14 protein-coding genes are annotated in these 22,862 nt (G+C 58.3%); 12 read left to right on the top strand and 2 right to left on the bottom strand.

What is annotated here, in order from left to right:
- Positions 1-11: 11 nt before the first annotated feature.
- The 6 genes from murJ (at position 12) to HNR46_RS18040 (ending at position 5,427) form a co-directional block, all read left to right on the top strand.
- Positions 12-1,568: a murein biosynthesis integral membrane protein MurJ gene (gene murJ, locus HNR46_RS18065; RefSeq protein WP_184021438.1), complete on the top strand. Its 1,557-nt coding sequence runs from the start codon at positions 12-14 to the stop codon at positions 1,566-1,568.
- An 85-nt stretch (positions 1,569-1,653) separates the two neighbouring features.
- Positions 1,654-2,277, top strand: a complete 624-nt coding sequence (locus HNR46_RS18060; protein ID WP_184021436.1) for a hypothetical protein — start codon at positions 1,654-1,656, stop codon at positions 2,275-2,277.
- A gap of 4 nt (positions 2,278-2,281) precedes the next feature.
- Positions 2,282-2,821 (top strand): type II secretion system protein, encoded by a 540-nt coding sequence (locus HNR46_RS18055; protein ID WP_184021433.1) that lies wholly within the window; start codon positions 2,282-2,284, stop codon positions 2,819-2,821.
- A complete protein-coding gene (locus tag HNR46_RS18050; RefSeq protein ID WP_184021430.1) occupies positions 2,818-3,705 on the top strand; it encodes an ABC transporter ATP-binding protein in 888 nt (295 codons plus the stop codon). Before HNR46_RS18055 ends, HNR46_RS18050 begins: the two co-directional genes overlap by 4 nt.
- Positions 3,702-4,550 carry an ABC transporter permease gene (locus HNR46_RS18045; RefSeq protein WP_221285270.1) on the top strand — a complete coding sequence of 283 codons (849 nt, stop codon included), beginning with the start codon at positions 3,702-3,704 and terminating at the stop codon, positions 4,548-4,550. Before HNR46_RS18050 ends, HNR46_RS18045 begins: the two co-directional genes overlap by 4 nt.
- 1 nt (position 4,551) lies before the next feature.
- Positions 4,552-5,427, top strand: coding sequence for a S1 family peptidase (locus HNR46_RS18040; protein ID WP_184021425.1), 876 nt, complete (start codon positions 4,552-4,554; stop codon positions 5,425-5,427).
- On the opposite strand, the gene HNR46_RS18035 is transcribed toward HNR46_RS18040, so the two are convergent.
- Complete coding sequence (locus tag HNR46_RS18035; RefSeq protein ID WP_184021423.1) at positions 5,390-6,316, bottom strand: AraC family transcriptional regulator; 927 nt, start codon at positions 6,314-6,316, stop codon at positions 5,390-5,392. The two genes, HNR46_RS18040 and HNR46_RS18035, sit on opposite strands and share 38 nt — an antisense overlap.
- Before the next feature lie 162 nt (positions 6,317-6,478).
- Here HNR46_RS18035 and HNR46_RS18030 point away from each other — a divergent pair, with 162 nt between their 5' ends.
- Both HNR46_RS18030 and HNR46_RS18020 read left to right on the top strand, forming a co-directional pair.
- Positions 6,479-7,219 carry an SDR family oxidoreductase gene (locus HNR46_RS18030; protein ID WP_425491710.1) on the top strand — a complete coding sequence of 247 codons (741 nt, stop codon included), beginning with the start codon at positions 6,479-6,481 and terminating at the stop codon, positions 7,217-7,219.
- 276 nt (positions 7,220-7,495) lie between these two features.
- Entirely contained in the window at positions 7,496-9,388 is a 1,893-nt protein-coding gene (locus HNR46_RS18020; RefSeq protein ID WP_184021419.1) for a glycoside hydrolase family 97 N-terminal domain-containing protein, read from the top strand.
- A 20-nt stretch (positions 9,389-9,408) separates the two neighbouring features.
- Here HNR46_RS18020 and HNR46_RS18015 read toward each other — a convergent pair whose 3' ends face one another.
- Complete coding sequence (locus tag HNR46_RS18015; protein WP_184021417.1) at positions 9,409-10,434, bottom strand: Atu2307/SP_0267 family LLM class monooxygenase; 1,026 nt, start codon at positions 10,432-10,434, stop codon at positions 9,409-9,411.
- A gap of 93 nt (positions 10,435-10,527) precedes the next feature.
- Here HNR46_RS18015 and HNR46_RS18010 point away from each other — a divergent pair, with 93 nt between their 5' ends.
- From HNR46_RS18010 to HNR46_RS17995, 4 genes are all read left to right on the top strand, one after another.
- The gene (locus tag HNR46_RS18010) at positions 10,528-11,511 is read left to right on the top strand and encodes an endonuclease/exonuclease/phosphatase family protein (protein ID WP_184021415.1); all 984 of its coding nucleotides are present in this window, start codon (positions 10,528-10,530) and stop codon (positions 11,509-11,511) included.
- A gap of 331 nt (positions 11,512-11,842) precedes the next feature.
- Positions 11,843-16,555, top strand: a complete 4,713-nt coding sequence (locus tag HNR46_RS18005; RefSeq protein ID WP_184021413.1) for a beta strand repeat-containing protein — start codon at positions 11,843-11,845, stop codon at positions 16,553-16,555.
- A 128-nt stretch (positions 16,556-16,683) separates the two neighbouring features.
- On the top strand, positions 16,684-17,772 hold the full coding sequence (locus HNR46_RS18000; RefSeq protein WP_184021411.1) for a metallophosphoesterase: 1,089 nt from the start codon (positions 16,684-16,686) through the stop codon (positions 17,770-17,772).
- A 104-nt stretch (positions 17,773-17,876) separates the two neighbouring features.
- Positions 17,877-22,862 (top strand): lamin tail domain-containing protein, encoded by a 4,986-nt coding sequence (locus HNR46_RS17995; RefSeq protein WP_184021409.1) that lies wholly within the window; start codon positions 17,877-17,879, stop codon positions 22,860-22,862.

Here is a 22,862-nt window from a genome sequence, read left to right as displayed (position 1 = left end):
TCCCTGATCGGATGCTTCGTTCCCTTTTCTCCGTAGGTAGCTTTACCCTGATGAGCCGAGTTCTCGGTCTCGTTCGGGATATGTTAGTGGCCAGCTACCTGGGTTCCAGCATGTACAGTCAGGCGTTTCTGGCAGCGATGCGGCTTCCGAATATGTTTCGGAGGATTTTTGGCGAAGGAGCTTTCAACTCCGCCTTCGTGCCTCTTTTCAATCGTGAGCTCACGGATCACGGAGTCGAGGAGGCGAGATCCTTTGCGAGCAATACCTTCTGTTGGCTCGGGATGGTCCTGACATTGGCCACCGCAGTGATCATTCCTGGCATGCCTTGGTTTGCGAAGATCCTCGTCGCGGGGTTTGAGCCAGAAAAGTACGCCATCACTGTTGCCTATTCGCGCGTCATGTTCAGCTACCTGCTTTGCATGGCACTTTCCGCGCACTTGAGTGGCGTGTTGAACTCCTTAGGGAAGTTTTTGTTGCCAGCCTTCGCACCGGTTCTCTTGAACGTGTTGATGTTGATCGTGCTCGCCGTCATCGTGCCGCTCGCTCATCTTTCCGGGAATCTCTATCAAGTCGGCCTGTGGCTCTCCTGCGCCGTCTGTGCTGCTGGGTTTGCCCAGCTTGGTATGTTGTGGTGGGCCTGTCATCGTCAAGGCATGACGATCCGGCCATCGGTGCCCAAGATGACTCCACGGGTCAAACGTCTTCTCGTCATCATGGGACCGGCGGTCGTCACTGCTGGCGTCCAACAGATCAACGCGACCATCGGCACTCAGATCGCCTCGATGCAGGATCATGCCGTTTCCTTTCTCGGAATGGCAGACCGCCTCTATCAACTACCGAATGGTTTGATTGGCGTCGCCTTCGGGGTCGTCTTGCTCCCCCAGATCACTCGATTGGTGCGTGCTGGCAAGGAGGCTGAGGCAAGCAAGAGCATGCGAGAGGGCATCGCCTTCGCCATGCTCCTCACACTCCCAGCGGCGGCGGCACTGATCGCAGCGGGAGATGAATTTGTGAGTGTGCTCTTTCAGCGCGGTCGATGGACCGCTGCCGATTCCCATGCCACGGGATTGGCGGTGGCCGCCTATGGCTTTGGTTTGCCGGCGTTTGTGCTCACCAAAGTGCTTCTTCCCGGTTATTTTGCCCGCGAGAACACACGAACACCCCTCAAGCTTGCGTTGATCACAGTGAGCGTGGATGTGACTTGCGCCGTTGGACTCTATTTCGTCTTCCGTCAGTGGGGGATCGGTCACTTCGGGGTGGCCTTGGCGACGTCGATCGCCTCATGGGTCAATGTCGGATTGTTGGCGCGCGGGCTTCGAGGTTTCCTGCAAGTGGATGCCCAATTGCTGGGCCGGTTGCTTCGAACCTTCATTTCTGCCGCTCTGATGGGGGCGTTGCTGTGGTTTGGAACGCAATGGCTTGCTGGTTGGTTTGCGGGTGGAGAATGGCAACGCCTCACCGCTACCGCCATTGTCGTGACCTTAGGTGGAATCCTGTATGCTGTCCTGACTCTCGTTACCCGTGCCACGAGCATCGCTGAGCTGAAGGCCGGTTTCCGCCGAGGATAAAGAAATCGCCGACGGAGGGAAGGCTGTCGCTGGATGGCGTGGCGGCATCTTGCGAAACAGCCATTTCCGGCTAGGCTCTACCGGCATGGGAAGAAGGAGATGGATTCTGCAAGCCGTCCTCGCCCTCGCCGTCGTGTGGGGTGGAGTTTGGGCGGTGCGTACCTATGCAGGTTCGAAACGCGTCACTGCCGATCGCGTCGAACGTACCATCGAGGATGCTCAATTTGAAGACTGGTCAGAGGGGGTTCCCCTGGGGGAGTCCGACAGGTCACGGGAACAAAAAATCACGGAGGTCGCGGATCTCTTCAATCGCCTGGATTTTGCCGAACGGCAACGTGCCCGAGAAGAACGGGTCGGAGAAAAGATGTTCTCTCACCTCACTCCAAACGAAAAAGAGCGCTTTGTAGATCTCACGCTCAGGCCGTCCATGGAGACTTTCATGGAGGCCGTCGATGCGATGTCACCCGCCGAACGGCGCAAAGTGGTGGAAGATGGTCTGCGCCAAATCGATGAGGGTCGAACGGAGGAAGAGATGCAACGCGCCCGTGAAGTCAGCGATGACCTTCTCAACAAAGTCACCCGTGAAGGACTGCGCGCCTATTTCGAGAAGGCGGGTGCCGATACGAAACTCGACCTAGCCCCGCTGATGGAAGCCATGGATGGCGTGATGAAAGGCATGTCGGGAAACGATTTCATGAGAAGGGATTGATGCCATGAGAGCCGCTGCGAAAGATCATCGACCCGGATTCACCCTTACGGAAATGCTTGTCGTGGTCGGAATCCTTGCCGCTATTGCGGGACTTTCCTTTCCGCTGGTCCATTCGGCTTTGCGGTCAGCCCACCGGGTCCATTGCGTGAGCAACCTACGCCAAATTGGAGTTGGCCTCGAAGTCTATCTGCAGGATCACGGCAAGCGCATGCCGGACCTGGCCACTGGGCGTGAGAGCCGTGATGAGCGGGAAGATGTGATCGAGGTGGCACTTGCCGACTACCTCTCCAATCCTGATATTTTCTACTGCCATGCCGACGAGGGCGAATATCAACGGACTGGTTCCAGCTACGCTTGGAATTCAGTGGTCAGCGGGCGCTTGATCTCCCGCCTCGAGTTCTTCGGATCGAGGGATGAGAAAGGCATCCCCTTGGTCTACGATAAAGAAAACTGGCACGAAGAGGGAGGCGACGAAGTCGGTACCAACATCCTCTATGCCGACGGCGGCGCTTCGAATGAAATCAACTTCTCGATCGACGAATGAGTGCGATGTTGGAAATCGATTCCCTCCACAAGAGTTTCGGCCCGAAGCCCGCGCTGGAGGGAGTCACCTTTTCGGTGATGGAGGGAGAGATTTACGGCCTCCTCGGGCACAACGGAGCAGGAAAAAGTACGACTCTTGGCATCATCTTGGGCATGGTGGCCCCTGACCGGGGCGAGGTGACCATTGGCGGCGTATCGGTGCAGCGTGAGCGAGCGAATGCCCTGAAGCGAGTCGGCTCGATCTTCGAGTCACCTAGTTTCTACGAGTACCTTAGTGGCTGGGAGAACTTGAAAATCCTCATGAGCTATTCGGTCCGCTTTGATCCGGATGAAGCCCGCCGGGTTGTGGAGATGGTAGGTTTGACCGAGCGCATCCAGTCGAAGGTTCGAACTTACTCGCACGGCATGCGGCAGCGACTGGCACTTGCCCAGGCCCTGCTCCCGATGCCGAGAGTGCTTTTGCTCGATGAGCCCACTGACGGGCTTGATCCGGAGGGAATCAAATGGTTCCGCGACTTTGTCTTGAAACTCCGAAAGTCAGAGGGAGTGACCGTCCTCTTCAATTCGCATCTTCTTGGTGAAGTGGAGGTGATGTGTGACCGCGTGGCTATTCTCAAAGCTGGGAGAAGGGTGCACGAAGGCCGCATCGCGGATCTCGCGGGAGAAGAGAGGATTTATGAGGTCGATCTCGACCGGCTTGAGGTCGCCCTTCCCTTCCTCGAATTGCAGGGATGCCAGGTACTGAGCCCAGGCCGCATCTCACTTCCCGACTCCGTGGATCCTGCGGTGATGGTGGCGGCTCTGGTCGGGCTCCACGTCCGGGTTTCCGCATTTGCTCCGGTGCGGCGGTCTCTGGAGGATCTCTACCTTGAAATCACCCGATGATGTATCTTCGCCAACTGCGAGGGGAGCTACGCAAGCTCTTTGCCCGACCTCGAACCTACATGGGATATGCGGCGTTCCTGATCATGGAGCTGATCATCGTTCTGGTGTATCGCTTTACGGATGGGCGGATCTACATGCGGAATTTGATGGAGCGCAATGGATACGAGTCCGACTTCTACTTTAGCTCCCTCACTTTGACCTTCATGGTGATGCTCCTTAGCATGTTCATGTTGGGCTCGATCTTTTTCGCTTTGGTCGCTGGCGATGTGGTCGCCAAGGAAACTGAGGACGGTAACTTAAGGCTTGTGCTCTGCCGACCCATCAGTCGATTGAGGTTACTCGGGGTCAAGTGGTCGGCGACTGCCATTTATACGTTTTCCTTCGTCTTCTTCGTCGGAATTACTGGATATCTGATGGCTGTTTTGGCAGTCGGTGGCCAGGGCGGCCTCTTCATCGCGGAACCGAAGATGAAAGTCTTTGCGGTGTACCCGGAGTGGAGTGAGGGCATCACACGACTGGCTTTGGGGGCTGCGGGAATTGGCATCAGCATGATTACGTTGTCGACCCTCGCCTTCATGTTCTCGTGCTTTCGGATCAAACCCGCTGCTGCCAGCATTCTCACTCTGGCGATTTTGTTCGTCGATATGATCCTGCAGAACTTTCCCTTCTTCAGGCCGTTCGAGCAGTGGTTCATCACGTGGCGCATGAGTGGTTGGGTCTACCTGTTTGAAAAGGACATCTCGTGGCCGAAGATCATCGAGTCCTATGCATTTCTCGGTGGCTTGAATTTCACCTTTTTCATTATCGGCTTCCTCGCCTTCCAACTGCGCGATTTCAAAACCTAAAATGAGATTCTTTCTCCCCATTCTTGGAGGACTCGTGACTTTGTCGACGCTCGTTGGATGTGTGAGTGGAGTCGATGGGCTGCGTTACGATCATCCAGCGATTCGTGAAAGACAGAAGCAGAGTCTTCGGAGCGTTCAAAATGACTCGATCGCCGGACGAAGCTTGAAGGATTTCTTCAACGACCGCATTGGACTGATTGGTGGCAAGGAAGGGATCGCCACTGGCCGCGCCGTTCCTGTTTCTCGCGATGGTTACTTTCTGACTGCTTGGCATGTCGTCGACCAGCCGTACTTCGAACTGCGGCGGACTCGAATGCTGAGGGAATTGCCCATGGGGACGGGCGTGATCGATAGGGACCGATATTTTCGGGATGAAAAGTTCCCGGGTCGCGTGGTCTGGAAGGATCCCGTAAGGGATCTCGCTCTTGTTCATTTTTCAGTGATTAGCGATCAGCCGTTCCATCCTGTTTCTTCTCATTGTTCGAACGGAACTGAGGTTTTTGCCGCTGCCTCAGGCCTGAACAGTGGCACTCTTTTTCTTCCGAACCAGGGAGGGCTTCGCGATGGCGTGGGAAATGGACCCTACGCGACGGCAGGTCACATCACGGCTTGTGAGGAGACGGAAGGTGAAATCCGAGAGTTCTCGTATCAAGCGACCCTTGTCGCGCGGGGCGGCATGAGTGGAGGAGCCGTGGTGGAGAGTGGCGGCCGACTTTGCGGCATCATCACGGGTGCCCGGTTTTTCCTCCATCCTGCAGTGCATCTTCGAACCACCTTTGGGATGCTTGAGGCAAGGGACCTGTTGAGATTGATCGCCGGGGATCGTCATTCTTCGAAGCTCAGGCCGGTTGCATCAGGTTTGCCCGAAGCTGGCTGACCTCCGCGGCAGGTGTCGTGCCGAAGTAGCGTTTGAATTCGCGGCTGAATTGGGAGGCGCTCTCATAGCCCACCTTCAGGGCGGCCGCAGCGGCGGTATCTCCCTGTTGGAGCATGAACAATCGGGCTTTGTGAAGACGGATGGCCTTGAGGTATTGAAGGGGTGGAGAGCCGGTGATGGCCTTGAAGTGTTCGTGAAAGGTCGAAAGACTCATGCCCGCATCGGTCGCAAGGTGCGCCATATTCACGGGACTGGCGAAGTCCGCATGCAGGCGCTGAAGCGTGTGGCTGATGCGGCCTACATGGCTATGAGGGGTGGCCAACAATCGAAGAGGGCCGCCCCCTGCTCCACATAGCACTCGATAGAGCATTTCACGGACGATCGCCGGGCCAAGGATCGCCGCCTCCTCGTCAGAGTTGGCAATGGCCTCCATGAGGCGAACCGCGGCGTCGTAGAGTGTGTTGTCCAGTGGATTGGCTCGGATCGCTTCATCAGGAGGATCGACGTTCGCGAATTCTGGTGGCTTCATCGATAGGAGCAGCTTTGCCACGGTGGTCGGCTCGACTTCAATGGAGAGCCCGAGCAAGGGGCCATCAGGCGATGCAAGGGTTTCGCATTCGAAGGGTAAGGGCACCGAGAGCACCAAGAAATGATTGGCATCGTAGGTGAAGATACGCTCGCCGAGGTAGCCTCGCTTGCGACCTTGGGCAATGATCACCAGGCTGGGTGAGTAGGAAACTTGGGAACGAAGGATCGCGCGGCTTGACCGCATGATTTTGACACCCGGTAGCCGGGTCGCATTGTAGCCATCCGTCGTGGCCAAGCTCGCGAGGAGGGTGGCGAGGCGCCCGGGGCGAGCCGAGGCAGGGAGGGGAGGGTCCTCTGTCATCCCGAGGATCAGGCAAGAAATCGGGAATGGATGGCAAGCCAGAAACGATCCATTGGAGGATTAGGCAAGACCTTCGGTCCATCAGGTCTATTTTTTGGGTCGATGGATGGCTAAGTTGAAATCGAAGTGTCGCCCCACTGGCAGCTTCGTTTTCCTCAAATGATGCCCGTTATGAAATCAGATTCTAAAGTTGTCCTCGTGACCGGTGCCAGCAGCGGCATCGGAGAAGCCACGGTCCGTTTGCTTGCCGAACGGGGCCATCGCCTAGTGATGGGAGCCCGACGCGCCGACCGTCTTTCAGCGCTTGCAGATGAAGTTCGGTCGGCGGGTGGAGAGGTGGAATTCACCCCCCTCGACGTCACCGATCTAGGGAGCATGCAATCATTCGTCGACCTTGCCTTGGAGAAATATGGTCGCGTTGATGTGATCGTGAACAATGCCGGGGTGATGCCGCTTTCACCCCTCGAAGCATTGAAGGTGGAAGAGTGGAATCAAATGATCGATGTCAACCTGCGTGGAGTGCTTCACGGGATTGCGACGGCACTTCCCGTCATGAAACGTCAACGGTCCGGGCAGATCATCAACGTTTCCTCGACGGCGGGCCACCGAGTCTGGCCGTCGAGTGCGGTCTACTCCGCGACCAAGCACGCGGTGGTCGCGCTTTCGGAAGGACTGAGGCAGGAGAACCCGGACATTCGGGTAACGATCCTTTCTCCGGGTGCCACCCAATCTGAGCTGGCCAAAACCATCACCCATGCGGAGACCGCAGAGTTTGTAGATCGCTTCCGCGAGGTGGCAATCCCCGCCGAAGCGATCGCTTGTGCGATCTCGTTCGCAATCGAACAACCTGCTGATGTGGATGTCAGTGAGATGATTGTCCGTCCAACGGCGAGCTCCAACTGAAGCCAGACGCTGAACACCGATCAGAAGATCGCATGGATCACCGGTGATCGTCGGGCGCAGGGACGCAACATGGCCGTCGCTCTGGCGAAGGCTCTGGGACCTTGCGGCATTCGCGTGAAGGGATTCCCAACGGGAGCCATCGACACCGACTTCACTGCGGGTCACCTCTCAATCCACTGGGTGATTGCACAGCGCTTGGAAGTATCCGGTCCAATGATCTTCTGAAAGGATCGTCCCGGCGAAAGGCAACTTCGTCGGGACGCGTTCCTCTCTCCGATGCGCAGTCGAGCTTTCGGATGGTTCGGGGTCTTCGTCCTTTCGGCTCATGCTGGTGACAGGGCGGAGCTGGTTTCTCCAGATGGAAAGAATACCTTGGCCCTGATCCGGGCAGTCGATGGGGCCTGGAGCTATGAGATCAAGCGATCCGGGAAATCTGTGCTTTTACCGTCGCCGCTGGGTCTGAAATCCGATGCTGGCGATTTTACTCATGACTTGCGGTGGATTTCGGAAAGCCAGGTGGAGAGGCGACGGGAATCTTACAAGTTACCCTGGGGTCCACCCGTAGATCAGGCCCATCGGCGAAAGCAGGTGATTCTCGAAAACCCGGAAGGTTCGCGTTTGGCCTGGGAGATGGATGTCTCCAATCAGGGCGTTGCTTTCCGCTATCGGATTCTTGGGAGAGGATCGGCCACGCTCGAGGACGAGAGAACAGGTTTTGTTTTGCCCAGCGAAGCCAAGGGATGGATGTCACCGTACAATCGATCGGCCGCGGAGAGTCCGGCTTATGAGGACTACTATTTTCCCGTTGTTCCGGGACAAATGCCTCCATTTTCCCGCGGTGGAGAGACCCGTGGATGGTACTTTCCGGCGCTCTGGAACACGGGTGATTCCTGGCTGCTCATGGCGGAAGTGGGAGGAGATTGGGGTTCCCATTTCGCGGCGACTTCGGTTGACGGTAGCTACCAATTGGAATTTCCGTTCGCGGATGAAACCACTCAGGGAATCGATCTCGGGAAAGAGGTCCGGCCCAGCGGGCAGCTGCCTTGGGCGCTCCCCTGGCGGGTGTTTGTTCTGGGTGATCGCGCCGGTGATCTGGCCACCAGCTCATTCGTCACCGACCTCGCCGAGCCGAGTCAGGTGAGCGATGGTAGGTGGATCCGGCCCGGTCGGGCTTTCTGGGATTGGTGGTCTCACCCAGAAGCGGCAACGAAGTCGGTGAGGACGAGGCGGTGCCTCGGTGGGGTCGAATTCGCCCACGAGATGGGCTGGGAGTATGCAGTGCTCGATGCGGGTTGGTGGGAAGCGGACCTCGATGGCATTCGCAGAGCTGCGCAAAAAGCGGATATTCGCCTGATCGGTTGGACTCACGCCAATGATTTCTACGATGAACACCGGAGGAACCGAAAGCTGGATGAGTTGAAAGCGTTGGGGTTCTCTGGAGTGAAAATCGACTTTTGGTGCTCCGACCGGCAGCCGACTCATGAAGCAATGCTGGCGACATTGAAGGCAACAGCAGAGAGGCAATTGGTGGTGAGTTTTCACGGGTGCACCATCCCCCGTGGCTGGCAGAGGACTTGGCCGCACCTTTTGACGGCGGAGGCCGTACTGGGAACGGAGTCTTATATGTTCGACGATCGATATCCGGAGAAGTCTGCCCAGCTCCATACACTGCTCCCATTCACCCGCAATGTGATGGCTCCGATGGATCAAACTCCCTTTGGGCTGGCTTCGAAACGCTATCGCAGACTCAATTCAGCGGCACATGAATTGGCGGCAGCGGTCGTTTTTCAAACAGGGTTGCTCAGCTATGCGGATTCTCCGGATCGTTACCGGATTCTGCCGCCAGAGGTGTTGGAGGTGATGCGAGATTTGCCCGTGGAGTGGGAAGAGATTCGGTGGCTGGGCGCGGAACCCGGCGAGCTGGTGGTGGTGGCGAAGCGGGCTGGCAAGACGTGGTGGATCGGAGCGATGAACGGGAGCACCACTTCAAGGGAGGTGGCCCTGAATCTCGCTGAATTGAGCCCGAATGGTGAGGGCATGGGGGTTTTCGAAGGACCAGAGCCGCTGGATTCGTTCCACATCCAAAAGTTGGAACGGGGCTCACGATCCTGGAACCGCACGATTCCCCCGCGAGGAGGATGGTTGCTGCGATGGGGGGAGGCGCCTTGATCAAGGGCGACCGATTGCGTTCAAAGCGAGATCCGCGAGCGAAGATCGGTGCCGATGAGTTCAATGGCGCGTAAGGTCGGCTCGTGGGCAAGGTCGGCGACGCTCATTTGCAGAGTCAGGCGATCGATCCCCCCAAGCTGCTCATCGAACCGGGCAATCTTGTCTGCCACCTGAGCGGGCTCACCGACCAAAAGGGCACCATCGGGTCGTAGCAGGGCATCAAAGTGGCGGCGAGTGATAGGTCCCCATCCCCGCTCCCGACCGATTTGATTGAAGGTGCGTTGGTATCCAGGAAAGAACTGGTCGGCGGCTTGTTCAGAATCCTCCGCAAGGAAGCCAAGCGCATGAATCCCCACTTTCAAATGGCTGGGATCGTGGCCCGCCCGTTTCGCTGATTCTCGGTAGAGGTCGATCAGGGGCCGGAAGCGGTGGGGTTCGCCGCCAATGATAGCCACCATCAACGGCAGCCCGAGGGCTCCGGCTCTCGCGAAAGAGGCGGGCGTTCCTCCTACCCCCACCCACACGGGGAGAGGATTTTGTTGGGGCCTTGGATAGACCCCCATCTGACTCAGAGCGGCACGGTGTTTTCCTGTCCAGGTGATGGTCTCCGAGGAGCGTAGTTTCAGGAGCAGGTCCAGTTTCTCCGCAAACAAGGAATTGTAGTCTTCAAGGGCCAGGCCGAATAAGGGGTAGGCATCGACGAAAGAACCCCGTCCGGCAATGATTTCTGCGCGTCCGCCGGAAATCAAATCAAGGGTCGCAAACTCCTGAAAGACTCGTACGGGATCCGCCGCAGAAAGCACCGTGACGGCACTCGCCAAGCGAATTCGCCGGGTGCGGGCGGCGGCGGCGGCCAACAGCACCACGGGGGCAGAATCCGCAAACTCCTTGCGGTGGTGCTCGCCAATCCCAAACACGTCCACCCCGACCTCGTCCGCTTTCTCGATCTCTTCCAACAGATCCTGAATGCGCTCACCGGCACTACGTAGCGCTCCGGTGACCGGGTGGGGAGCCAAGGCGACAAAACTATCGATGCCCAATTCCATGACTCGACGATCGCAGCTTCCTGACGATTGAAAAGGGTCACCACGCGGGTGGCTGAAACAACCGGGCTTTCCTTGGAGTAGCATTCCGTGCCCATGATTCACTCTCTCTTTCGCTCCGCCATTTGGGTCCCAGTGTCTGGCTGGTGTCTGGTTTCAGCCCCTCTTCATGCTGATGATGAGGTCGTCAAAGTGATGACGTTCAACAGTTGGCATCAATGGAGCCAAATTCACGATGGTTTCGAAAAGGCGCGGGCCGCGATTTTGGAATCCCAAGCCGATGTCGTGTCCCTCCAGGAATCGACACCCGAAGTGTCAGCGAAGATGGCGCAGGTGCTGGGTTGGTATCAGGCGCAAGGGGGCTCTGGGTCGGTGCAAATCCTGAGCCGCCACCCCATGGTCCAATCGATCACTGGATTTGGCATCGGCACTGACCGATGGCTGGGAGCCCGCCTTCGTATCGATGGCGATCCAGCTCGGGAGCTGCTCGTTTTCAACCTCCATCTCGACTATCAGTATTACGGTCCCTATGCCGCCCGAGATCTTCAGGCATCCCCTGCCGCCATCCTCGCGGAGAATGCCCGCTCTGAGCGGTTGCCTCAGGTGAAGGCCGTGTTGGAGTCCATTCGAACGGATCTGGAACAAACGGATCGCACCCCCCTCATCCTCACCGGGGATTTCAACGTTCCATCGTACCTCGATTGGAAGGGTGCCCTTCACGGTGGCCGCACCGTCGATTGGCCAGAGACGCACTGCTTCGCGGCTGCAGGACTGATGGACAGCTTCCGCCAGGTGCATCCTGATCCTGCCGTCGAGCCAGGTACCACGTGGTCGGCAATCCACAAAGATGGAGAACCTCAGGATCGGATTGACTTCATTCTCTACAAGGGCCCTCGACTGCATCCCGTCGCTTCCAGAACCTTCACCACCCTTGTCGAAACGACGCTCGGCCCCTGGGGAAGCGAACTTGGTGAGGCTGTCGAGAACACTTGGCCTTCCGATCATGCTGCCGTGATGACCACCTTCCGTCTCACCTCACGAGAGAGCGATGAAGAGGCCCAGGAATCCGCCCCCGAATAAAAGAAGAAGGAGCATCTTCTCGACGCATAAGAAACGTTACTTGATATCAGTTCTCATTTTTCCTGATAAAGGAATCATGCATACAATGCGGGAGGTTCTACGGCGGATCTCCGAAATCAGAGCCGATTTTTTCGAGATCGTGACCACCTTGTAAATGAGCCTCCAATCGTGAGTTATGACGATTTGTATGGCAGATCTTAAGCTCTTGGGAGAGCATTACTGAGTGAAATCAGTTTTGGGATTGCATGACCTCAACGGTGTATGCAAGCGTAGCTAAGGTGCCGAACCCACACCTGCGCATTCTAGCTGCGCCATCTCATACCCAGAACCCATGAAAAAACCCATCGCGGGCACAACTCGTGCCTCTTTGTTCGCGACGGCCGTTGCGTGCCCTCGTATCCTTTACTCTCGCGTCTCCACTCGCGGGATTTTGAAAGCCACCTTGCTGGGGGCGGTCGCCTTGAGTGCGCCGGCCCAAGCCGCCACAAATACCTGGACCGGCTCGCTGAGCCAGGACTGGAATGATCCGCTCAATTGGAGCGCAGGTCATGTTCCGAACAAGGCGGTGGATGATGAGGATGCCGTGATCAACTCGACCGCCGGTTTTCCGCTCATCACCCAACCGATCGCTCTCGTTCCTCGTGATGTCTTGGTTGGGGAAGCCGGTGGCGAAGGGCGCGTGGATCAAGTTTCGGGAACGGTCATCGGGGGTGGTGGCAACTACATCATCGTCGGACGAGGAGCGGGCAGCGTGGGCGTCTACAATCTCGCCGACACGGCCGTCTCAGGTGCCGGAGTGACGGGTTTTGGGCTCGGCGCGGGCAGCCTCTATTCCCACGAGCAAATCCGTGTTGGCGCCGGGGATGGCACAGGCACTCTCAATATCAACACGACGGGTGAAGTCAAAGCCGCCAGCGAGATCAACATGGGGGAAGGCGGTGCCGATGGCACCATCAACCTCGATGCCGGAACGGTGATTTCCAACAACTGGTTCCGTGTGGGTTGGGGGGGAGGAGGCGTCAATCACCTCAATGTGGCCGGAGGGAGCGTCCTCCAGCGCCAAGACAATTTCATCATCGCGGATGGCGACAGCACCGGTGTGATCACCCAAACCGGCGGGACGATCACGATGAACAATGACTTGTGGATCGGGCAAAACACCGGCCAGGGCACCGTCGAGATCAGTGGGGGCACTCTCACCACGCGCCGGGGCACGATGATGGTCGGCCGTGACGGCGGCATTGGCCTGCTCGACGTTTCCGGCACCGCAGAGGTCACGGCTCAGCGGGAGTTCTGGGTCGGCCAGGGTGGTTCTGCCCAAGGCACCCTGAACATCGACAGTGGCTCGATTCGCACGGGGAGCTGGTCCGTGGTGGGTCGTGAAGGTGGAAGCGGCGTGGTCAACATGACCGGCGGGAGCTTCGTCAAATACAACGATTTCGACCACACCATCATTGGCAGCAGTGGTCCGGGAACCTGGAACCTCACAGGTGGCCTGGTCGACATCCAAGGGGGGATCACTTGGGTGGGTGAAAACGAGGGAGCGACGACTTCGACTCTTAATATTTCCGCTGATGGTGAGTGGCGCACCGAGGTTTTTTCGGTAGGTCAGAACTGTCCGGCGGGCTTGCTGAATCTCGATGGCGGAGTGGTTCGTACCCACCGATTCATCGGTGCTCGGGAAGCTGATGACACCGGAAACTCCGGAGGAACGGGAACCATCAACTTCAATGGGACTCAAATCATTGTTAGCCAGAACGACGACCGCTTTCTTTCGTCGTCGGTGGACAATCTGGTCATTCAGAGCGGTGGCCTCAAGGTCGACACGAATGGTCATGTTGTGACGGGAGACGGCTTCTTGGGAGGTACGGGAAATGTCGTGAAAACCGGTGCGGGAACCCTCGGGCTTCTGGGAATCAACAGCTACACCGGCACCAATGAGGTGCAAGAAGGGGCCCTGTGGGTCAGTGCCGATTTTCCCGGTGATCCGGAATCGACCAACTCGGTGGTGGTTTCCGAAGGAGCGAGTTTTGGAGCGAAGGCCTTCTACGCCGGTGATCAGGTGGTGCTGGCCGACTACACGGCTTCAGGTGCCACCGGACTCAGCTTGGATGTGGGTGACCTTGGAGGTTCCCACCCGTCGGGGACCTTGGTGAAAATCAATGGAGCCCTCTCTCTCGGTGGACAGGTGACCGTCGATGTGCTGGGGACCCGCTTCGAAGCGGGCGAGGCCCTGCCCTTGCTCTCTTATGATGTGGGCTCGCGTGCTGGAGGAGGGAGCTTCGTCCTCGGTTCGCTGCCTCCGGGCGTGCTCAGTGCGACCCTCACTGATGATACCGTGAATGGCGTACTTTCGTTGACCGGCATCACCTACAGTGACTTGTCTTGGAACGGTGATGTCGACGATGGTTGGAGCACTGCTTCGAATTGGGTGGATTCCGATACGTCTGGAGCGGCAAGCTACGTGGATGGGAGCGTCTTGCTCTTTGATGATTTTGCGGACGAATTGGCGACCGGAAATGTCCAGATCGGTGGCAATGTGGCACCGGGGTCCATCGAGTTCTTCAACGACACGATTGCCTACGCCGTTTCCTCGACGGGAGGAGTCATCGAAGGCTCGGCGGGCCTCTTCAAACAGGGCATCGCGGGCGTCACGCTTTCGGGCTTGGCCAATACCTATACCGGTGTGACCCGGGTCGAAGAAGGCGTGCTCAGCATCGACAGCCTTGCTGATGGCGGTGTCGCAAGCTCCATCGGTGCCTCCAGCAACGATCCCGGGAATCTGGTTTTGGCGAACAATGGCACGCTCCAATACACCGGACCCGCTGTGTCGATCGATCGCGGCATGACGGTGGTGGATGAAGTGACCCTGGATACCACCAACGATCTGGGCCTCGGTGGCCCTGTCATGAGAACTCTCAAGACCTACGGTGCCCTGATTAAGCAGGGCGCGGGAACTCTGACCCTTTCGGCCGATGAGAACCGCCTGGGTGCCTACCGCAACTACGGTGGTGATACGCTCTTCCAGGGTGCGGGCGGCACGCAAATGAATGCCTCCTCCGCAATCCAGATCGACAACGGTGGCAACGTCACCCTCGCCGATGGAACGCAGTTCACCACGGGCGATGTGAACGTGGGTGAAACCAGTGGCACGGGAGTGAGCACGATGTTGCTGACGGGCGATGCCAGCCTCACCACGCCGCGCCGCATCATGATGGGTACGAATGGTTCAGAAGGAACCCTGACGCTCGAAGGCGACAGCAGTATCCTGATTTCCAGCGCTTGGTGCTCGATCGGTGCCAACGGCGCAGGCACCGGTTCCCTGATCGTGAAGGACAATGCCTCCTTCAAAATGGGCACCAGTGATTTCAACGTGAGTGACACCGACAACACCACGGGCAATCTGGTTCTGCAGGACAATGGATCGATCGATGTCAGCACCACCTTCTTCGGCAAAGCCAATGGTACGTTGGCGGAAGTCGACTTCAATGGCGGCACCTTCACGAGTTGGGGCACGGTCTTCGTGGCCGATCAACCGAGCTCGGTTGCCCATGTCGATCATACTGCGGGCGCCCTCCACCTCAATGGCAACGACTTCTACATTGGCCAGCGTGGCGATGCGACCTGGAACCAAACAGGCGGCGAACTCTATGCTGATGGTTGGGTGGTCATCGGACGCCTTGCCAATGCCGACGAGGGTTGGGCGGCCGACGCCACGGTCAATGTTTCGGGCGGCACTTTCAACCAAACCCGCTTGGGACGAAACATCGTTGTGGGTGAAGAAGGCAATGGCGCGCTCCATGTTACAGGCCCAGGGGTGGTCAATTGCCTCGGTGGCGTGATCGATGTTGCGACTCGCGACAACGATACCGGCACCATCTCTGTGACCTCCGGCGGTCGGATCGTCACCCGTGGCATCACCTGCGCATTCCACGCCGGAGCTACGTCCTCGCTGACCATTGATGACGGCACCATCAAGGCGGCACCCTTCGCTCAGGCGAACTTCCTCGGAGGCCTTCAAACGGCGACTCTCGGGAGTGGTGGCGCGACCTTCGATGCCAGCGGCCTCGACATCGTGGTGGCTCAGGATTTCGAAGGCGAAGGTGCCTTGGAGATCATCGGCGGCGGCCGGATCTCGATGGATGGATTCAGCTCCTACACAGGAACGACCACCGTCACCGATGGGATTCTGGGAGGCAATGGGCTCATCGAAGGGGATGTCGTGGTGACCTCGGGTTCTGCCGTGGGCCCCGGCAACTCGGCCGGAATCCTCACCGTTGGCAACACCACGCTCCAAGCGGGCAGCCGTTTGGAATACGAACTGGATGGTGGAGATAGCGACCTATTGGAGGTCGATGGCGATTTCACCGTGACCGGAGCTACGCTGGAGATTTCCGAAATCAACCCTGCTGTGGGAGCTTCGTTCACCGTGGCCACCTACACCGGCTCGCTCACGGGAACCTTCAGCAGCATCACCTTCAATGGCGGCGCTCTTCCGGAAGGCTGGTCGATTGACTATGGAACGGGAAGCAACTCCGAGATCACCCTGACCAATACCGATCCCTACGGAGCCTGGATCGATACCTACTTCCCGGGCATTTCTGACATCGATCTCATCGGTAAGGATGCCGACCCGGACGGTGATGGACAATCGAACCTGTTGGAATTCGCATTGGGTGGAAATCCCGATGATGCTTCTCAGCATGCCATGATCCACGTCTTCACCGCCGATAGCGATGCGGACGGCGACACAGATCCCGAACTCCTGGTCACACTGGCGGTGAGGGACGGTGGCGACGGCAGTGGAGGGGATCCGGTCTTCTCCGGTGCACCTTTGAGTGGAGCGGTGGATGCCCTGACGGTGACAGTAGAGGGAAGCACGACTCTCATCAGCTTCGCAGAAGGCGTGACGGAGACCTCCGTGGTGATTCCTGACGGTGCACCCACGAGCCCGCCTGCGGGCTACGAATACCGCACCTTCAGTCTGGACGGATCGAACAACCTGGGATCGCGGGGCTTCCTGCGGATCGAGGTGAACCCCTGATCCCGGCGCTAGAGTGGGATTCATCGGCCCCGGTCGCATCTCGCGATCGGGGCCGTTTTCCATCATCTTCATCGCAGGGAAAGATCCTGAAAGGTCCGACCTCGATCCCGCGTTACGTTCCCTTTTGCATGAAGTTTCCCACATTCTCGCTCGCCGCCCTGTGCGTGCTGGTGCCGCTCGTCAGCCATGCAGAAGAAAAGTCCTCGGATCGCCCCCGCGCGGACTCGTGGACCATCGCTGTGATTCCCGACACGCAATACTACATTCGCAGTGCTGAGGATGCGCCGCTTTTCACCGAAATCACCGAATGGTTGGTGGAGCATCGCATGAAATACAACATCGAGTTGATGCTTCACGTTGGCGATATCGTTGATGCCAATACGACCGAGCAATGGGAGCGGGCCAAGAAAAGCCTCAAGGTACTGGATGGAAAGATCCCCTATGTGTTGGCCGTTGGGAATCATGACTTGGGTAAGAATTCGTCGGATCGCAGCACGATGCTCAACGACTACTTCAAGATCTCCGACAACCGCCTGAACGAACGCATCTTTGGTGGGGCTTTCGAGGAGGGTAAACTGGAAAACGCTTGGTATCAATTTGCCCACGGCGGCCGGGAATACGTCATCTTCTCACTCGAATTCGGTCCCCGCAAGGAAGTCGTCGATTGGGCGGAAGGAGTCGCTCAGAAGCACCCGGACGAATCCTACATTTTGGTGACGCACGAGTTCATCGACCAGGAGTCGGCCCTATTCAGTGATGATGGTTGGGCGCGTCGCACCACTCGTGAGACTAAGAACAGCCCCTATTCCTATGGCATCGGCAAGGAGGGCAATGTCCACAGTGGCCAAGAACTATGGGATGGTTTCGTTTCCAAGCACTCCAATTTCGAGATGGTGGTCAATGGCCACTACAAACCTTTCAAGCGAGTCAGCCCCGACAGCGACAAGGTCGAGTGGGTCTACGACCTTGCGCTCTCCTACCGGCGCGATGCGTATGACGACGGACGCGTGTGCCACCAAATGCTGTGCAATGGGCAATGGGCCCCGCACGGTGGCAATGGCTGGTTCCGGCTTCTTGAGTTTTTGAAGGACGGCAAGACCGTCAAAGTTTGGACCATTTCCCCGCATCTCGCGGAGAAAGAAGGCGAAGCGGCCGGCTGGCCGACCAGCCCTGACAAGCGGTTCACCATCGAACTGCCACCCGCCCGAGGAAGGTGATCCGACGGGTGCACTGGCGGCTCCGCGGATGCCAACGCGGAGCGTCACGGCGCTCACGGACTTCCATCCTCCTTCGAACCCCCTTGGATGCACCCCTCTCCGTGATGATGCCCTCTTGCACCCCACTGATTCTTCTCGCCTTTGCTGGGACCGGCAGCCTCTTGGCCGCACCCATGATCTCTGAGATCATGGCTGACAATGAAGCGACCCTCGCGGACGAAGATGGGGATTTCTCCGATTGGGTCGAGATCCACAACCCGGATGCAGAACCGATCTCATTGGCAAATTGGTCGCTCACCGATTCCGCCGGCAACCTGACAAAATGGCGGTTTCCCGACGTCACTCTCGATCCGGGAGGCTTCCTGCTCGTTTGGGCCTCGGGGAAAAATCGCCGTCTACCGGATCAACCGCTCCATACCAATTTCGCCCTTTCAGCCGGGGGAGAATACCTCGCTTTGGTCGGGCCTGATGCGGTGCCCGTCGATGACTTCGATCCGGAATTTCCCGCGATGAACGATGATGAGGCCTATGGGCGAGTTTTCGACACGCAGGTCCTTCTGGGGGCGGGTGCGACGATCCGTTACCGAATTCCCCAGGATGACTCCGACAGCGATTGGTATCATCCGGACTACGACGATCAGGCATGGGCATCCGGCCCAAGCGGTCTGGGCGATGGACTGGAAGTTCCCGGCATCACGGCCCGTCAGGTTTTCAAGAATGGCAGCGTGGGTGGCCTGGCGGATGCCCTTGCCTTGCTCACATTGCCAGCAGGAGATCCGGGAATTCTGGCCGAAGCGACCCACGTCGTCGACATGGCCAACTTTCTCGGGTCCGGTTCGGATGGGCACTATGATGCCAATCAATCGCCGCCGGGAGGCAATGGTGAAAACTATGTGATCCAGCTGACGGGCTCGATCGAAGTGCCCACAGCGGGCACTTACACCTTTGGGCTGAACTCCGACGACGGAGGCCAATTGAGCATCGATGGTAGTGTGGTGATCGCCGATGACAGCTTTCATGCGCCGCAGGACCACCTTGGCAGCCGCTATCTTCGCGCCGGATCCCACACCTTTGTGGTCGTCATGTTCCAAGGAGTGGGTGGCGATGCGTTGGAGTTTTTTGCCGCGCCTGGCGGGCATAGCGCTTGGAATGAGAACTTTCGATTGGTTGGGGATGCATCGGGCGGAGGATTGGCGGCCTTCACCCCATCTGCTGGCGCTGGTGAAATCGTCGCCACTCACCTTTCACCCGCTTTGGATGGACAAGCCGGAGGCTACTTCCGAGTTGCGATTGACGGTGCCTCTGCAGCGGGAGCCACTTCATGGTCGCTCATCAGTCGCCACAAAGATGGCCTCGTTGCCTGGTTCGACGGCCAACCGGTCGTGTCTCACCAAGCGCCCCTGTCACCGCTCTGGAACTCGACCGCCACCGCTGCACGACTGCCTTCAGAAGCTTTGCGACCGCTCGGCTTTCCACTGCCCCCACCCGCTCCCGGCAGCCATCTTCTGGCTCTCCAGGGCATGAAGCACGATCCCGCCGATGCTGCCTTCCTGATGCTCCCTGAAGTGGTGGCCGGTTCCGTCGATTCAAGTTCTCCCCCTGCATTCTTCGGGGCAGGCAAAGCCACCCCCGGATGGATCAACCTTGAGCCGACTTCCTTCGGGAAAATCGCGGACACCACCTTCAGCGTCGACCGAGGTTACTTCACCGATCCCGTGGAAGTGGCCATCGAAACGGCAACGGCCGGTGCCACCATCCGCTACACCACCGATGGTTCCACGCCCTCCGCAACCCATGGTGAGATCTACACCATGCCTTTGGTCGTTTCCTCCACCACGGTCCTTCGGGCCATCGCGACTCGACCCGGCTGGGAGCCCACCGATGTGGATACTCAAACCTATCTCTTCCTCGACAGCGTTGTCCAACAGTCGGCGTCGGGCGCGGCTCCAGCCGGATGGCCCAGCTCCAGTGGAACCGATCAGGTTCTCGACTACGGAATGGACCCCCAAATCGTCGGTCACGGAAACCCCGAAATCGGAGGTGTGGATGTCATCAAGGCGGCACTCGCAGACCTTCCTGCAGTGTCTCTCGTTACGGATCTCCCCCATCTTTTCAACATCGACGGCTCCCAAGGAATCTACTCCAATCCGGGTGGCCGGGGGTTTGCCTGGGAGCGCCCGGTCTCGGTCGAATGGATCCATCCTCCCGACGCCCTCCACCCTCATGGCAGTGGGGAATTCCAGATCCCGGCTGGCTTGCGGATCCGTGGCGGCTTTTCGCGGTCGACACAAAACCCGAAGCACTCCTTCCGACTCTATTTCCGCAACGACTATGGAGCTGGGAAACTCAAGTATCCTCTGTTCGGTCATCGTGGGCCGGAAGAGTTTGATCAAATCGACCTCCGCACTGCTCAGAACTATTCATGGTCGTTTGAAGGTAGCGACGAGAACACTTTCCTCCGCGAAGAATCCTCACGCCAAGCTTTCCTTGAAATGGGTCGTCCCGGCTCCCACGTCCGCTACTGCCATCTCTACCTCAATGGCCAGTACTGGGGCCTCTACAATCTCGATGAACGCACCGAAGCCTCATTTGCCGAAAGCTACCTCGGCGGCGATAAAGACGACTACGATGTCGTGAAGAGCGAAGCCGACGCCGGCTACGTCGTGGGAGCGACCGATGGGAATCTCGATGCCTGGCGAGAAATGTGGAACCTGGGCAAAACTCACCGATCCTCGCCCACCGATTCCAACTACTTTCGGCTGATGGGGCTCGCCGCCGATGGCGTCACCCCCACCGGGGACCCTGTGCTGTTGGATCCAGGAAATCTCGTCGACTACCTGCTGCTGACCTTCTGGACCGGCAACCTCGACGGCTGTACCTCGGCTTTCCTCGGCAATGATCGCGCCAATAACTGGTTTGGCACTCGGCGCCGGGAGGGAAATGAGGGCGAAGGGTTTCAGTTCTTTGTCCATGACTTCGAGCATACCTTCTTCAACGTGAATGAGGATCGAACTGGTCCCTTCGTCAGCTCTCGTGAGGCCGATTTCGCGTACTCGAATCCCCTGTTTCTGCACCAAGACCTCCGTGCCAATGCCGAATACCGTCTGCTTTGGGCAGATCGGATCCAAAAGCATCTCGTCCATGGGGCTTTGGAGCCCGCGGCATGGCAGCAGCGGGTGAGTGATCTTGCCGGCATTTTGGATCGAGCCATCGCTGCCGAAAGCGCGCGCTGGGGGGATGCGAAATCTTCCACCCCGAAAACACGGCAAACTTGGCTCGGTGCTCGTGATCGTCTCTTGGCCTACTTTTCGCCCCGCGGTCCGGTAGTTCTGAGCCAACTTCGCGCCGACGGTCTGTATCCGGCTCTCGATGCTCCGGCTCCATTTCCCTTGGGTGGCTATCAGGATAGTGGGGTCGAAGTGGCAGTCGCCACCCCTGAGCCGGCCACCACCTACTACATGCCCGATGGCTCCGATCCTCGAGCGGTGGGTGGCGGGCTGCGAGCCGGTGCGCTTGTCCACTCGGCCACCGATGCCTCCGAAATCGTGATCCCTTGGTCGGATGATGGCTGGCGTTACCTCTACGATGGCAGTGACGCGGGCACCGCTTGGCGCGAGCGGATCTTCAATGATCGATTCTGGCCGCTTGGCACTGCCGAGTTGGGTTATGGAGATGGAGACGAAGCCACCGTGATCCCCATCCATGAAGTGGCTCCTGGCCAGAAGGCGGCGACCGCCTATTTCCGTAAGCATTTCACTTTGGATTCCCTCTCGGGATTGGCTGCAGCCGAGATTTCGATCCTCTATGATGATGCTTGTGCCGTCTATCTCAATGGAGTCCGCATCGCCGGCGATCTGCCTCTTGATCCAGCATACGATGCCTACAGTGGAAATGCAGTCGAGGAACTGACTTCCACCGTGACTGTGGACCCCACTTGGTTGATGGAGGGTGACAATGTGATCGCTGTGGAAGTTCACCAAGCCGGACCGACGAGTTCTGATTTGAGCCTGGATTTGACCTTCCGGGTCACACGAAGCGTGGCCACCACACCACTGATCCTTACCGGTGCCGGGGAGCGGCCTCTGCGCCTGCGCTGCCGTGCGGGTTCCACCTGGAGTGCGTTGAGTGAGGCGACTTTCCTGCTCGATACCGAGCCTGCATCGCCTGCCAATCTCGCGATCTCGGAGATCCACTACCATCCGGCCGATCCCAGTCCGGCGGAGATCAGCGCGGGATTTGACGATGCCGAAGACTTCGAATTCGTGGAGCTCCTGAACACCGGGACACGCCACGTCGATCTGCAGGGAGTGTACTTTGATGGAGCCATCCGCTTCGACTTCACCAACGCTGCCACTGGGCGTACGCTCGCTCCGGGTGCCCGGTGCTTGGTGGTTTCAGATGAGGGAGCCTTTCTGGCTCGCTACGGTACGGGGAAATCCGTGGCTGGAGAATACTCAGGCCAGCTTGCCAATAGCGGAGAAACCCTCGTTCTTTACACTCCAGGAGAAGCGCCTTTGCGCAGGGTCGATTACCTGGATTCCCTGCCGTGGCCGACCGCGGCCGATGGCTCCGGCTATTCGTTGGTACGCCGCCACCCAGCGGAGTCATTCGGGGATTCGGAGCCGGAAGGCTGGCGGCTCAGTGGGAGTCTCGGAGGATCGCCTGGTGAACTCGATGCGCCCTCCCCCGGCTCCTTTGATGCCTGGGCCGAATCCCAATTTGTTGCTTCCGGGCTCGCCGCTTCCGGCGTCTCAGGGATTCTGGCCGATCCAGACGGCGATGGGCGACCGAACTTCGACGAATATGCCTTGGCGACCGATCCCTTGATTCCAGATCTCCCAGAAGTGCGCTTCGTATGGAGTGGTGGCACTCACGCCGCCTTGCAGATCCGACGTCCGGAAAACCCCCAGAACCTTCTCTACGAGCTTCTCGCCGCCGACCATCTTTCCGGACCATGGGCAGTCGTAGCGGAACAACCTGTGACCACCGAGGCCTTGGACGATGGCCAACAACGAGCCGTATTCCGTGATTCTGGCCCGACTGGAGTTCCTCAGCGCTTCCTGCGGATTCGAACGAAATGGTCACCCTGA

The organism is Haloferula luteola (assembly GCF_014201715.1).
Classification (GTDB): domain Bacteria; phylum Verrucomicrobiota; class Verrucomicrobiia; order Verrucomicrobiales; family Akkermansiaceae; genus Haloferula; species Haloferula luteola.
This window is presented reverse-complemented; position numbering and strand designations above follow the sequence as displayed.